This is a genomic window from Pseudomonas huaxiensis, from assembly GCF_003231275.1.
GTDB classification, from domain to species: domain Bacteria; phylum Pseudomonadota; class Gammaproteobacteria; order Pseudomonadales; family Pseudomonadaceae; genus Aquipseudomonas; species Aquipseudomonas huaxiensis.
This window is the reverse complement of record NZ_QKVL01000007.1, coordinates 107,203-120,388: the sequence shown is the minus strand read 5'-3', so window position 1 is coordinate 120,388 and position 13,186 is coordinate 107,203. Positions and strand designations below refer to the sequence as shown.

Below are 13,186 nucleotides of genomic sequence, written 5' to 3'. Positions count from 1 at the left end.
GGGGCAGCAGAGCAATGCAGCAACTCAATCCTTCCGAAATTAGTGAAATCATCAAGGGCCGCATCGAGAATCTCGATGTAGCCTCCCAAGCCCGCAACGAAGGTACTGTCGTCAGCGTTTCTGACGGCATCGTGCGGATTCACGGTCTGGCCGACGTTATGTACGGCGAAATGATCGAGTTTCCAGGCGGCGTCTACGGTATGGCCCTCAACCTGGAGCAAGACTCCGTTGGTGCGGTAGTACTGGGCGCTTACGACACCCTCGCTGAAGGCATGAGCGCCAAGTGCACCGGCCGCATCCTGGAAGTTCCTGTTGGTAAGGAACTGCTGGGTCGCGTCGTTGACGCACTGGGAAACCCAATCGACGGCAAAGGCCCGCTGGGCAACACCGAGACCGACGCGGTCGAGAAAGTTGCTCCGGGCGTTATCTGGCGTAAGTCGGTAGACCAGCCTGTACAGACTGGCTACAAATCCGTCGACGCCATGATTCCTGTCGGCCGTGGCCAGCGCGAGCTGATCATCGGTGACCGTCAGATTGGTAAGACCGCCATGGCGATCGACGCCATCATCAACCAGAAAGACTCCGGTATTTTCTGCGTTTATGTTGCCGTTGGCCAAAAGCGTTCCACCGTTGCCAACATCGTTCGCAAGCTGGAAGAAAACGGCGCCCTGGCCAACACCATCGTGGTGGTTGCCAGTGCTTCGGAATCCGCCGCACTGCAATTCCTGGCGCCATACGCCGGTTGCACCATGGGCGAGTTCTTCCGCGACCGCGGTGAAGACGCACTGATCGTTTACGACGACCTGTCCAAGCAAGCCGTTGCCTACCGTCAGATCTCCCTGCTGCTGCGCCGTCCACCAGGACGTGAAGCGTACCCAGGTGACGTGTTCTATCTCCACTCCCGTCTGCTGGAGCGTGCTTCGCGCGTTTCCGAAGAGTACGTTGAGAAGTTCACCAACGGCGCTGTAACTGGCAAGACCGGTTCCCTGACCGCACTGCCGATCATCGAAACCCAGGCTGGCGACGTTTCCGCGTTCGTTCCGACCAACGTGATTTCCATCACCGACGGTCAGATCTTCCTGGAATCGGCCATGTTCAACTCGGGCATCCGTCCTGCAGTTAACGCCGGTGTTTCGGTATCCCGTGTGGGTGGTGCCGCTCAGACCAAGATCATCAAGAAGCTGTCCGGTGGCATCCGTACCGCTCTGGCTCAGTACCGTGAACTGGCGGCATTCGCCCAGTTTGCGTCTGACCTGGACGAAGCCACCCGTAAGCAACTCGAGCACGGTCAACGTGTTACCGAGCTGATGAAGCAGAAGCAATACGCTCCTATGTCCATTGCTGACATGGCGCTGTCGCTGTATGCCGCTGAGCGTGGGTTCCTGACCGACGTTGAAATCGCCAAGATCGGTAGCTTCGAACAAGCCCTGATCGCTTACTTCAACCGTGATCACGCCGAACTGATGGCGAAGATCAACGTGAAGGGTGACTTCAACGACGAAATCGACGCTGGCATCAAAGCCGGTATCGAGAAGTTCAAGGCCACCCAAACCTGGTAAGCCGCAGCGGGGGCTTTGCAGCCCCCGCTTGCTAACCTGATAGGTGTTACATGGCAGGCGCAAAAGAGATTCGCAGTAAGATTGCGAGCATCAAAAGCACGCAAAAAATTACCAGCGCCATGGAAAAAGTGGCGGTCAGCAAAATGCGCAAGGCTCAAATGCGCATGGCTGCTAGCCGTCCTTACGCGGAGCGCATCCGCCAGGTGATTGGTCATCTGGCCAACGCCAACCCGGAATACCGCCACCCGTTCATGATCGATCGCCCTGTAAAGCGCGCCGGTTATGTTGTGGTGAGCAGTGACCGTGGTCTGTGCGGCGGCTTGAACACCAACCTGTTCAAGGCCCTGGTCAAGGACATGGCGGTAAACCGCGAACAAGGCGTCGAGATCGATCTGTGCGTGGTCGGCAGCAAGGGTGCGGCATTCTTCCGTAGCTTCGGCGGTAACGTTGTTGCTGCGATCAGCCACCTGGGCGAAGAGCCGTCGATCAACGATCTGATCGGTAGCGTCAAAGTCATGCTGGACGCTTACCTGGACGGCCGTATCGATCGTCTGTCCGTGGTATCGAACAAGTTCATCAATACCATGACGCAACAGCCAACGGTCGAGCAGTTGATTCCGTTGGTGGCAACCCCGGATCAAGAACTCAAGCACCACTGGGACTACCTCTACGAACCTGACGCCAAAGAGCTGCTGGACGGCTTGATGGTGCGTTACGTGGAGTCGCAGGTCTACCAGGCGGTGGTCGAGAACAATGCGGCTGAACAAGCTGCCCGGATGATCGCGATGAAGAACGCCACCGACAACGCCGGTGACCTGATCAGCGAATTGCAGCTGATCTACAACAAGGCGCGTCAGGCTGCGATCACCCAAGAGATCTCGGAAATCGTCGGCGGCGCTGCCGCGGTTTAACGGTTCAAATATTCAGAGGATCCAGCTATGAGTAGCGGACGTATCGTTCAAATCATCGGCGCCGTCATCGACGTGGAATTCCCACGTGACAGCGTTCCGAGTGTGTATAACGCACTGAAAGTACAAGGCGCGGAAACTACCCTGGAAGTTCAGCAGCAGCTGGGCGACGGCGTGGTTCGTACCATTGCGATGGGTTCGACCGAAGGCTTGAAGCGCGGTCTGGACGTTATCGACACCAAGGCAGCCATCTCCGTACCGGTCGGTAAAGCGACCCTGGGCCGGATCATGGACGTCCTGGGCAACCCGATCGACGAAGCTGGTCCGATCGGTGAAGAAGAGCGTTGGGGCATTCACCGTCCTGCGCCTTCCTTCGCTGACCAGGCAGGCGGCAACGATCTGCTGGAAACCGGCATCAAGGTTATCGACCTGGTTTGCCCGTTCGCCAAGGGTGGTAAGGTTGGTCTGTTCGGTGGTGCCGGTGTAGGCAAAACCGTAAACATGATGGAACTGATCCGTAACATCGCCATCGAGCACAGCGGTTATTCCGTGTTCGCCGGTGTGGGTGAGCGTACTCGTGAGGGTAACGACTTCTACCACGAGATGAAGGACTCCAACGTTCTCGACAAAGTAGCCTTGGTCTACGGTCAGATGAACGAGCCACCAGGAAACCGTCTGCGCGTAGCGCTGACCGGCCTGACCATGGCTGAGAAGTTCCGTGACGAAGGTAACGACGTTCTGCTGTTCGTCGACAACATCTATCGTTACACCCTGGCCGGTACTGAAGTATCCGCACTGCTGGGCCGTATGCCTTCCGCAGTAGGTTACCAGCCGACCCTGGCTGAAGAGATGGGCGTTCTGCAAGAACGTATCACTTCGACCAAGGAAGGTTCGATCACCTCGATCCAAGCGGTATACGTACCTGCGGACGACTTGACCGACCCGTCGCCAGCGACCACCTTCGCCCACTTGGACGCCACCGTCGTACTGTCCCGTGACATCGCTTCCCTGGGTATCTACCCAGCGGTAGATCCACTGGACTCGACTTCGCGCCAGCTGGACCCGAACGTCATCGGCAACGAGCACTACGACACCGCCCGCGGCGTCCAGTACGTGCTGCAGCGCTACAAAGAGCTGAAAGACATCATCGCGATCCTGGGTATGGACGAACTGTCCGAAACCGACAAGCAGCTGGTATCCCGTGCTCGTAAGATCCAGCGCTTCCTGTCCCAGCCGTTCTTCGTGGCAGAAGTCTTCACTGGTTCCCCAGGTAAATACGTTTCCCTGAAAGACACCATTGCTGGCTTCAGCGGCATCCTCAAAGGTGACTACGACCACCTGCCAGAACAAGCGTTCTACATGGTCGGCAGCATCGAAGAAGCGGTCGAGAAAGCCAAGAAACTGTAATCCCGGCGCCCCGAAAGGGGCGCTAATCAGGTCGAGGCAAGCAAATGGCTATGACAGTCCATTGCGATATCGTCAGCGCTGAAGGAGAAATCTTCTCCGGTCTGGTCGAGATGGTGGTTGCGCACGGTAACCTGGGTGATCTTGGTATCGCTCCAGGCCACGCGCCGCTGATCACCAATCTCAAGCCGGGTCCGATCACGCTGACCAAGCAGGGCGGCTCCCAGGAAGTGTTCTACATCTCTGGTGGCTTCCTTGAGGTCCAGCCGAACATGGTCAAGGTTCTCGCCGACACCGTGCAACGCGCTGCAGACCTGGATGAAGCTCAGGCGCAGGAAGCCCTCAAGGCTGCCGAAAATGCCCTGAACAGCAAAGGCGCGGATTTCGATTACGGCGCCGCTGCTGCACGTCTGGCCGAGGCCGCAGCCCAGCTGCGTACCGTCCAGCAAATGCGCAAGAAGTAATACGGCGCTTGCCGATCATTTCTGACGCAATTGAGTTAAAGGGTAGCCTCGGCTACCCTTTTTCTTTTTCCGAATTTTTCCCCCCGGTCACATCGCTGATCACCCAGGATTGGTAGCCAGTCAATGTCTCTCGATATCGTTATTCTCGCCGCAGGCCAAGGCACTCGCATGCGTTCCGCATTGCCGAAGGTGCTGCACCCGGTCGCCGGCGACTCCATGCTCGGCCACGTTATCCACAGCGCGCGCCAGTTGCAGCCGCAGGGCATTCACGTCGTCATCGGTCATGGTGCAGAGCTGGTCCGTGAGCGCCTTGCTGCGGAGGATCTGAATTTCGTTCTCCAGGACAAACAACTGGGTACCGGCCATGCAGTCGCTCAGGCACTGCCGGCGTTGAGTGCCGACACCGTGTTGATTCTTTACGGTGACGTGCCATTGATCGAAGTGGAAACCCTCAATCGCCTGCTGGCGAAGGTCAACGAGCAGCAACTCGGCTTGCTGACCGTCACCCTGCAGGACCCGACCGGCTATGGCCGCATCGTGCGCGACGCCGAAGGCAAGGTCGCGGCGATTGTCGAGCACAAGGATGCCAGCGATGCGCAGAAAGCCATTCGCGAAGGCAACACCGGTATTCTCGCCGTCCCGGGCGCTCGCCTGACCGAGTGGCTGGGCCGCCTGTCCAATGACAACGCTCAGGGCGAGTACTACCTGACCGATGTGATCGCCATGGCTGTTGCTGATGGCCTGGTAGTCGCTACCGAGCAGCCGCTGGACCCGATGGAAGTGCAGGGCGCCAATGATCGCCGACAACTCGCCGAGCTGGAGCGTCATTACCAGTTCCGCGAAGCGCGCCGCCTGATGGCCCTTGGCGTCACTCTGCGTGACCCGGCGCGTTTCGATGTGCGCGGTGAAGTCAGTGTCGGCCGCGATGTTCTCATTGATATCAACGTGGTTCTGGAAGGCCACGTGGTGATCGAGGATGACGTCCAGATCGGACCGAATTGCGTGATCAAGAACAGCACCCTGCGCAAGGGCGTTGTCATCAAGGCCAACAGCCATATCGAAGGCGCCGTACTGGGTGAGGGCAGCGATGCCGGCCCGTTCGCACGTCTGCGTCCCGGCACCGTGCTGGAAGCCCGTGCCCATGTGGGTAACTTTGTCGAACTGAAGAACGCTCATCTGGGCGAAGGCGCCAAGGCCGGTCACCTGACTTACCTGGGTGACGCGGAAATCGGTGCCCGTACCAACATCGGCGCCGGCACCATCACCTGCAACTATGACGGTGCCAACAAGTTCAAGACCGTGCTGGGTGAAGATGTGTTCATCGGTTCTAACAACTCGCTGGTTGCCCCTGTGGATATCAAGGACGGCGCGACTACCGCTGCCGGCTCGACCATCACCCAGAACGTAGAGCCTTCGCAGCTGGCGGTGGGCCGGGCTCGCCAGAAAAATATCGATGGCTGGAAGCGGCCAGAGAAGATCAAGAAGAGCTGAGTTATTCACAGCTGAACAAAAGGCCGACCTGCATTGTGCATAAGTCGGCCTTTTTCATTTCAGGCGCACCCTGTGGATAATCGACCTCGGCAATAATGTTATCCACATCACTTTTTTCAACATCTGCCTTGACCAAAACAGCGCATTAGGTTTTGATTGGCACTGTTATCTTTCGAAACGAAACTTACCAGCCAATGTCGAAACGAAATACGCCCCAACGCCGGCACAACATCCTCGCTTTGCTCAATGAAAAGGGCGAGGTAAGTGTGGATGAGCTGGCCAAGCGTTTCGAAACTTCCGAAGTCACCATTCGCAAGGATCTGGCGGCGCTCGAAACCAACGGTCTGCTGCTGCGTCGCTATGGCGGCGCGGTGACCATGCCGCAAGAGCTGATTGCCGATCAGACCCAGCCCGTCTCCCTGTATAAGCAGGCCATCGCCCGCGCTGCGGTGGCGCGAATTCGTGAGCATGCGCGAATTATCATCGACAGTGGCAGCACCACCGCAGCGATGATTCCTGAGCTGGGTCTCCAGCCAGGTCTGGTGGTGATGACCAACTCCCTGAATGTGGCCCGCGCACTAAGCGAGCTTGAGCATGAACCGGTGCTGTTGATGACCGGTGGTACCTGGGATCCGCACTCCGAGTCGTTCCAGGGTCAGGTTGCCGAGCAGGTGCTGCGTTCCTACGACTTCGACCAGTTGTTTATCGGCGCCGATGGCATCGATCTTGTTCGTGGCACCACCACGTTCAATGAGTTGCTGGGGCTGAGCCGGGTCATGGCCGAGGTCGCCCGGGAAGTGATCGTGATGGTCGAGTCGGACAAGGTCGGACGCAAGATTCCCAACCTTGAGCTGCCGTGGGGCAGCGTGAACACCCTTATTACTGATGAACGCCTGCCCGATGAGGCACGCGAACACATTGAAGCCCGTGGCATAAACGTGATTTGTGCCGCTATCAGCCAGGAGCATTAATTTATGTGTGGAATTGTTGGCGCCGTCGCCGAACGCAATATCACCGCCATTCTGATTGAAGGCCTGAAACGTCTCGAGTACCGCGGCTATGACAGCGCAGGTCTTGCCGTCTTCACCCAGCAAGGAACCCTCGAACGTCGCCGCCGTATCGGCAAGGTCAGCGAACTGCAGGCTGCTGTCGCCGCCGAGCCGCTGGTTGGCCAACTGGGCATTGCCCACACCCGTTGGGCCACCCATGGTGCACCGACCGAACACAACGCTCACCCGCATTTCTCCGGGCATGAGCTGGCGGTGGTGCACAACGGCATCATCGAGAACCACGAAGCCCTGCGCGAGCAGCTCAAGGCGCTGGGTTACGTGTTCAGCTCCGAAACCGACACCGAAGTGATCGTGCACCTGCTGCACCACACCCTGAAAACCATCCCGGACCTGACCGATGCGCTCAAGGCCACGGTCAAGCAGTTGCACGGTGCTTATGGCCTGGCGGTGATCAGCGCCAAACAACCAGACCGTCTGCTGGCGGCCCGCAGTGGCAGCCCGCTGGTGATCGGCCTTGGCCTTGGCGAAAACTTCCTGGCGTCTGACCAACTGGCGCTGCGTCAGGTCACCGACCGCTTCATGTACCTGGAAGAGGGCGATATCGCCGAGATCCGTCGCGAACAGGTGAGCATCTGGGACGCTAGCGGCGCGCCAGTGCAACGTGAAACCGTGCAATACCATGAAGGTGCGGAAGCCGCGGACAAGGGTGAGTACCGCCACTTCATGCTCAAGGAAATCCATGAGCAGCCTGCTGTCGTCCAACGCACCCTGGAAGGCCGTCTGGGCAGCGACCATGTGCTGGTTCAGGCGTTTGGTCCGAAAGCCGCCGAGCTGTTCGCCAAAGTACGCAACGTGCAAATCGTCGCCTGCGGCACCAGCTACCACGCCGGGATGGTCGCCCGTTACTGGCTGGAAGAGCTGGCCGGCATCCCGTGTCAGGTCGAAGTGGCCAGCGAGTTCCGCTACCGCAAGGTGGTAGTGCAGCCGGACACCCTGTTCGTATCGATTTCCCAGTCGGGCGAAACTGCCGACACCCTGGCTGCCCTGCGCAACGCCAAGGAGCTGGGCTTCCTCGGCAGCCTGGCCATCTGCAACGTCGGTATCAGCTCCCTGGTGCGCGAGTCGGACCTGACCCTGCTGACCCTGGCCGGCCCGGAAATCGGCGTGGCCTCCACCAAGGCCTTCACCACTCAACTGGTTTCGCTGATGTTGCTGACCCTGTCCCTGGGCCAGGTGCGTGGCACCTTGGCAGCGGGCGTAGAGGCTGAGCTGGTCGAGCAACTGCGTCGCCTGCCGGTTCGCCTGGGCGAGGCGCTGGCGATGGACTCCACCGTGGAGAAGATCTCCGAGCTGTTCGCCGACAAGCACCACACCTTGTTCCTCGGTCGTGGCGCGCAGTTCCCGGTAGCGATGGAAGGCGCGCTCAAGCTCAAGGAAATCTCCTATATCCACGCCGAAGCCTATCCGGCGGGTGAGCTCAAGCATGGTCCGTTGGCCCTTGTGGATAACGACATGCCAGTGGTTACCGTGGCGCCGAACAACGAACTGCTGGAGAAGCTCAAGTCCAACCTGCAGGAAGTGCGCGCCCGTGGTGGTCAGTTGGTCGTGTTCGCTGACGAGCAGGCCGGCATGAGCAATGGCGAAGGCACCCACGTCATCGCCATGCCGCACATCGCCGATGCGCTGGCGCCGATCCTCTACACCATTCCGCTGCAGTTGCTGTCGTACTACGTCGCCGTCCTCAAGGGCACCGACGTCGACCAGCCGCGCAATCTGGCCAAGTCGGTTACGGTTGAGTAAGCGAAAGTGGTTTCAGGCAATAAAGTCTGTTACCAAACAATAAAGACTGTTGCCTCTGGCTGGGCCATCTGATTGGATCGCCCAGCCGTTTTTCCCTCCCTCCTTGGGCTTTCGGAAGTAATTGCCACGGCCCTCTAAAGATCACTTTGTGACAACCGTCCAGTCGACCCATCCGAATTGCCAGCTTGCCAGGATCAGCGCTCCGAACCCTATCCGGTACCAGGCGAATACGGTGTAGCTGTGGTTGGCAATGAACTTCAGAAGTCCGCGCACGGCGATCATGGCAAACACAAACGACACCACGAAGCCTACGGCGAAAACCGGCAGATCTGATGGCTGAAAGAGCGCCCGGTACTTGTAGCCCGAGTAAACCGCGGCCCCTACCATGGTTGGCATAGCCAGGAAGAACGAGAACTCGGTAGCGGCCTTGCGGGAGAGCCCGAACAGTAAGCCACCGATGATCGTTGCTCCCGACCGTGAAGTACCAGGGATCATGGCCAGGCACTGCGCCGCTCCGACTTTGAGAGCATCACTCCAGTGCATGCTGTCCACCTCCTCGACAACAACATGGTGCTCTCTACGCTCGGCCCAAAGCATAACTATCCCGCCCACTACCAGCGCCGTAGCTACAGTGATCGCGTTGAAGAGGTAGTTGTGGATCACGTCCGCGAACAACACGCCGAATACCACCGCTGGCAGGAACGCGACCAACAGGTTGAGGGTGAAACGGCGTGCTGAAGGTCTGGTGGGCAATCCCACCACCACCGTGATGATCCTGCGGCGGAACTCCCACACCACGGCCAGGATCGCGCCCAGTTGGATGATGATATTGAAGGCCATTGCTCGTTCGCCGCCGAACCCTATCAGGTCCGCCACGATGATCTGGTGGCCGGTGCTCGAAATCGGAAGAAACTCCGTCAATCCCTCGACAATCCCCAGGATGATTGTCTGAAGGAGAAGAAAAAATTCCATTATTGATGCTCACCCGTTCGGCAGTTGATCAGTGGCTAACGAATCCGCTGAGGATTTCCAAGCCGATGACGATGAGCACGACAGGCAGAACGTAATGGCCGTAACGCTCGACCTTTGCGGCGAGTGGTGGCCACTTCAACAGCAGGTGCCCCAGGAAGCACCATACGGCTGTCATGACGGCGAATACCACGGCGTAGACAGGAATGACGCTGGGGGCGGAGGCGAACAGAGGCACGTAGACTCCGGTGTTATCGCCACCGTTCGAGATCGTCATCATCGTGATGTAGGTGAAGGCTGCTTTCGACCCCATCAGTGTCGGAGCCGTGTGGTCCCCCTCTTCGTTCGGCCGGATGATGAGCATCAGTCCCTTGTAGACACCCAGACCGAGCGGGATGAAGCCCAGCAACGAGACCCATTTGGCCGGGAACTGCGCCGCGACCAGTGACAAGGCGATGCTGGCGACCAGGATCAGGCCAATGCCCGCGTATTGCCCCAGTACGATGGCTTTTCGGCTGAGCGTTTTATCCCCAAAGAACAGGGACAGGATGATCATGTCGTCGATGTTCGTGACCGCAAAAACAACGATCGCGGATATCAAGGTTTCCATTATTCGGCCTTAGACCTCGTTGAGCTTCGGGGCTTGCCAACCGGCATGCACGTTCAGGGCGTCGGAGCGTAAAGAGCCCGAGGTTAGGAAAGCGTGAAGACGTTTTTCCTTCTCCTGAGCCCCGTCCTTACGCTTTCCTCACGGCAGCCTCGCTAGGGTCAAGGTTCAGACTTTGATGCGACGAGGCCCTTTCCATGAAGACGATCATCAGGTTGAAAGCCACGGAAAAGTACGAAGCGGAAGCATCGACAAGGTATTACCTCAGCCACCAGGCTCACTTCACCAAACGCTTGGCCTGGCTCCGGGAAACCCTCCTCATCAGAAGGGCGCTACAACTGGTTGGTAGCCCTCGCGAGGTTTTGGACATCCCCTGTGGCGCGGGACAGTACTGGTCGGTGCTATTGGCTGAGCGAGCTGACCGTCGGATTACGGCAGTTGATGAGGACCTTCGCTTGCCTGCTTCGCGGCAAATGCCAGTGGCAAACAAGGATTGCGTCAGACTTCTGCGCTGCCCGCCGACGGACATTGCGTTGCCCGTGCAATCGGTCGATGCGGTTCTGTGCATGCGGATGTTTCACTATCTTGGGGACGCCTCGGATCGAGCGGCTTTGCTTAGCGAGTTCGCCCGGGTCACAAGGGAGAGCGTTATCTTGTCGGTGTGGACAGGCAATCATTTCAAGGCCCTTCGTCGGCAACGCACGAACCGTTTGCTCTGGGATCACCGAGGGCAAGCAATACCTGAGCACCAAGGCAGGTACATGTTGCCGGCAAGCGTCGTAGAGGCAGAGTTTCGGGCTGCCGGCTTCCGGACCATCGTCGGGCTGGACTCTCCGCCATTCTGCGGTGCTGCACGGGTGTACGTTCTGCAGAAGTAAGTCGGTCGCGCTATGCTGCTTAACAGCATCTTAACGGGCGACGGGGTAGGTTCATTGGCCTGCAAGATGCCGAAGATTCCATTGATTACCGGGCCCTCGGCTGCCTTACTCGCTTAACTCGCCTCGGCTGACCATGAGAATTCTAATAATCGAAGACAACCCTGACATTGTCGAAAACCTCTATGAGTATTTCGAGCCGTTGGGCTATCTCCTGGACAACGCAACAACGGGGCCGGCCGGGTTGTCATTGGCCAACGAGAAATCGTTCGATGTAATTGTCCTGGACGGCATGCTGCCGGGTATCGACGGGCTCGATGTCTGCCGTGGTATTCGATCTGGTGCCAACAGCGACGTTCCGATTCTCATGCTGACGGCTCGTGATACCACCCAGGACAAGGTGGACGGCCTCTACGCCGGCGCCGACGACTACATGGTCAAGCCGTACTCGCTGATTGAGCTGGAGGCCCGTATCGTTGCGCTGAACAGGCGGTCGTCCAAGCGCAGTGCCGGCAAGGCGCTGAGTTTTGGTGACCTCATCGTGGACCTGGGCACCCGGCATGTGAGCCGCAGCGGAGTGACAGTCGAGCTTCCTCCCTTGAGCTTCAAGCTTCTGGCCGCCCTCATGCGGGCCGCACCCGAGCTGGTACTGCGAGAGGACCTCGAATACGAACTCTGGCAAGACGACCCGCCCATGAGTGATGCACTCAGGACTCACGTCCACTCTCTGCGCCAGGCCATCGACAAACCCTTTCCAGAGCGCGACCCCATCTTGATCACCGTCCCGGGCGTTGGTTACCGCTTGGCGGGGAACAATGAAAAAGCGTGAATCGATTCGTGGCAGATTGGTGGCGGCCTCTGTCCTGCTGGCGGCAATCATCATTGCGTTTTTTGGCGCGGTGTCGGTGCTAGTGAACCTCACCATTCGGCACGAATTCATCGACCAGCGGCTGTCGAGTTCTGCCGAGCTGTGGGCAGGTGAGGCTTTCAACCGAATCTCCAGCAAGCCAGCCGAACTGGAGTTTTTGCGAGGCGCCGAAATCCCTCCTGAATTCAGGGGGCTCAAGGCGGGCATGCACTCTGTGCAGATCAATGGCCGGTCAGCCCGCATCCTGATTGCCGAAGACCGAGGCGAGCGGTATGCGGTCATCGATGACCGCAGCGACTATCTCTCGATCGAGTTCATTTCCATGATCGCCGTCGGCGTATCGTTCCTGGCGGCGATCATCCTGGCGGTGATCATCGGCCGCGCCAATGCCAGCCGCGTAATTCTTCCGCTTACCAAGCTGGCCAAGGCCGTTCAGGATGGCTGGGCGTCAGGCAAGCTTCCTGGCCTTGAGGCCACCGATGAGATCGGCATCCTAGCCCGCGCCATCGAGGATCGAAACGAGCGGCTCCTATCGGCGTTGCAACGTGAACGCTACTTTACGGCGGACGTCAGCCACGAGCTGCGCACGCCGTTGACCATCATGATCGGCAGCGCCGAGGTGCTTCACAGCAGGCTTCGCGAGCATCCTGAGCTGCAATTGATGGCAGAGCGAATTCGCCGTAATGCCTCTGCCACGGCTCTGCAGGTGGGGGCGCTGCTCAAGCTGGCCCAGTCTCCCGAGACCAGTGCCAGGGTACCCATCAATCTTCGCTCGCTGGTTGCTCACGAGGTCGATCGGTACCGTCCTCTGCTGCGGGGCAAGCAGGTAGAGTTGAGCTTCAGGGCGAACGGCGATGTTCACGTCGAAGCAGTACCTGAGCTTGTCAGCATCGCCGTTGGCAATCTGATCAGGAACGCCTGCCAGTACACCAATGAGGGAAAGATCGACGTCTGCCTTCTGGACGAAAGCATCACGATCCGGGATACGGGCTTGGGGATACCGCAGAAGGTCCGTGAGCGGCTTTTTGACCGATTCAACCGCGGCGAGCAGGACAGCAGCTCGGGAACCGGTATTGGCCTGTCCATTGTGAAGCGGGTGGTGAACTACCTGGGATGGGAAATCACCCTTGATGCGGTAGACGGGCCTGGCTGCATGTTCACGATCCACTTCCAGGCGTCGAGCCCCGGAAGGACCCTAACGCTTTCCTAACGACCCTCCATATAGCCTGAG

Annotated in this window: 12 protein-coding genes; 10 read left to right on the top strand and 2 right to left on the bottom strand. The window is 58.7% G+C overall.

Annotated elements, in window-relative coordinates:
• Positions 1–14 precede the first annotated feature (14 nt).
• The 7 genes from atpA (at position 15) to glmS (ending at position 8,636) form a co-directional block, all read left to right on the top strand.
• On the top strand, positions 15–1,559 hold the full coding sequence (atpA, locus tag DM374_RS11025; RefSeq protein WP_095159127.1) for a F0F1 ATP synthase subunit alpha: 1,545 nt from the start codon (positions 15–17) through the stop codon (positions 1,557–1,559).
• A gap of 50 nt (positions 1,560–1,609) precedes the next feature.
• The gene (atpG, locus tag DM374_RS11020; RefSeq protein ID WP_095159128.1) at positions 1,610–2,470 is read left to right on the top strand and encodes a F0F1 ATP synthase subunit gamma; all 861 of its coding nucleotides are present in this window, start codon (positions 1,610–1,612) and stop codon (positions 2,468–2,470) included.
• 27 nt (positions 2,471–2,497) lie between these two features.
• Positions 2,498–3,874, top strand: coding sequence for a F0F1 ATP synthase subunit beta (gene atpD, locus DM374_RS11015; RefSeq protein ID WP_095159129.1), 1,377 nt, complete (start codon positions 2,498–2,500; stop codon positions 3,872–3,874).
• 44 nt (positions 3,875–3,918) lie between these two features.
• Positions 3,919–4,335 (top strand): F0F1 ATP synthase subunit epsilon, encoded by a 417-nt coding sequence (locus tag DM374_RS11010; protein ID WP_110969848.1) that lies wholly within the window; start codon positions 3,919–3,921, stop codon positions 4,333–4,335.
• A 123-nt stretch (positions 4,336–4,458) separates the two neighbouring features.
• Complete coding sequence (gene glmU, locus DM374_RS11005) at positions 4,459–5,826, top strand: bifunctional UDP-N-acetylglucosamine diphosphorylase/glucosamine-1-phosphate N-acetyltransferase GlmU (RefSeq protein WP_110969847.1); 1,368 nt, start codon at positions 4,459–4,461, stop codon at positions 5,824–5,826.
• A gap of 194 nt (positions 5,827–6,020) precedes the next feature.
• Positions 6,021–6,797 carry a DeoR/GlpR family DNA-binding transcription regulator gene (locus DM374_RS11000; RefSeq protein WP_110969846.1) on the top strand — a complete coding sequence of 259 codons (777 nt, stop codon included), beginning with the start codon at positions 6,021–6,023 and terminating at the stop codon, positions 6,795–6,797.
• 3 nt (positions 6,798–6,800) lie between these two features.
• Positions 6,801–8,636 (top strand): glutamine--fructose-6-phosphate transaminase (isomerizing), encoded by a 1,836-nt coding sequence (glmS, locus tag DM374_RS10995; protein WP_110969845.1) that lies wholly within the window; start codon positions 6,801–6,803, stop codon positions 8,634–8,636.
• Between the two features lie 141 nt (positions 8,637–8,777).
• Here the strand turns inward: glmS and DM374_RS10990 are convergent, their stop codons facing one another.
• A complete protein-coding gene (locus tag DM374_RS10990; RefSeq protein WP_110969844.1) occupies positions 8,778–9,608 on the bottom strand; it encodes an undecaprenyl-diphosphate phosphatase in 831 nt (276 codons plus the stop codon).
• Positions 9,609–9,636: 28 nt separating this feature from the next.
• Entirely contained in the window at positions 9,637–10,215 is a 579-nt protein-coding gene (locus DM374_RS10985) for a cadmium resistance transporter (protein ID WP_110969843.1), read from the bottom strand.
• 194 nt (positions 10,216–10,409) lie between these two features.
• Here DM374_RS10985 and DM374_RS10980 point away from each other — a divergent pair, with 194 nt between their 5' ends.
• From DM374_RS10980 to DM374_RS10970, 3 genes are all read left to right on the top strand, one after another.
• Positions 10,410–11,090 carry a class I SAM-dependent methyltransferase gene (locus tag DM374_RS10980; RefSeq protein ID WP_110969842.1) on the top strand — a complete coding sequence of 227 codons (681 nt, stop codon included), beginning with the start codon at positions 10,410–10,412 and terminating at the stop codon, positions 11,088–11,090.
• A 133-nt stretch (positions 11,091–11,223) separates the two neighbouring features.
• Positions 11,224–11,916 carry a response regulator transcription factor gene (locus DM374_RS10975; RefSeq protein ID WP_110969841.1) on the top strand — a complete coding sequence of 231 codons (693 nt, stop codon included), beginning with the start codon at positions 11,224–11,226 and terminating at the stop codon, positions 11,914–11,916.
• A complete protein-coding gene (locus DM374_RS10970; protein WP_110969840.1) occupies positions 11,903–13,165 on the top strand; it encodes a sensor histidine kinase in 1,263 nt (420 codons plus the stop codon). Before DM374_RS10975 ends, DM374_RS10970 begins: the two co-directional genes overlap by 14 nt.
• The last annotated feature ends 21 nt before the right edge of the window (positions 13,166–13,186 follow it).

Coding starts and splice junctions, on each gene's coding strand:
- DM374_RS10980 (WP_110969842.1), top strand. CDS start 10,410: ATGAAGACGATCATCAGGTTGAAAGCCACGGAAAAGTACGAAGCGGAA.
- DM374_RS11010 (WP_110969848.1), top strand. CDS start 3,919: ATGGCTATGACAGTCCATTGCGATATCGTCAGCGCTGAAGGAGAAATC.
- glmS (WP_110969845.1), top strand. CDS start 6,801: ATGTGTGGAATTGTTGGCGCCGTCGCCGAACGCAATATCACCGCCATT.
- DM374_RS11000 (WP_110969846.1), top strand. CDS start 6,021: ATGTCGAAACGAAATACGCCCCAACGCCGGCACAACATCCTCGCTTTG.
- DM374_RS10975 (WP_110969841.1), top strand. CDS start 11,224: ATGAGAATTCTAATAATCGAAGACAACCCTGACATTGTCGAAAACCTC.
- DM374_RS10985 (WP_110969843.1), bottom strand. CDS start 10,215: ATGGAAACCTTGATATCCGCGATCGTTGTTTTTGCGGTCACGAACATC.
- atpA (WP_095159127.1), top strand. CDS start 15: ATGCAGCAACTCAATCCTTCCGAAATTAGTGAAATCATCAAGGGCCGC.
- DM374_RS10990 (WP_110969844.1), bottom strand. CDS start 9,608: ATGGAATTTTTTCTTCTCCTTCAGACAATCATCCTGGGGATTGTCGAG.
- atpG (WP_095159128.1), top strand. CDS start 1,610: ATGGCAGGCGCAAAAGAGATTCGCAGTAAGATTGCGAGCATCAAAAGC.
- glmU (WP_110969847.1), top strand. CDS start 4,459: ATGTCTCTCGATATCGTTATTCTCGCCGCAGGCCAAGGCACTCGCATG.
- DM374_RS10970 (WP_110969840.1), top strand. CDS start 11,903: ATGAAAAAGCGTGAATCGATTCGTGGCAGATTGGTGGCGGCCTCTGTC.
- atpD (WP_095159129.1), top strand. CDS start 2,498: ATGAGTAGCGGACGTATCGTTCAAATCATCGGCGCCGTCATCGACGTG.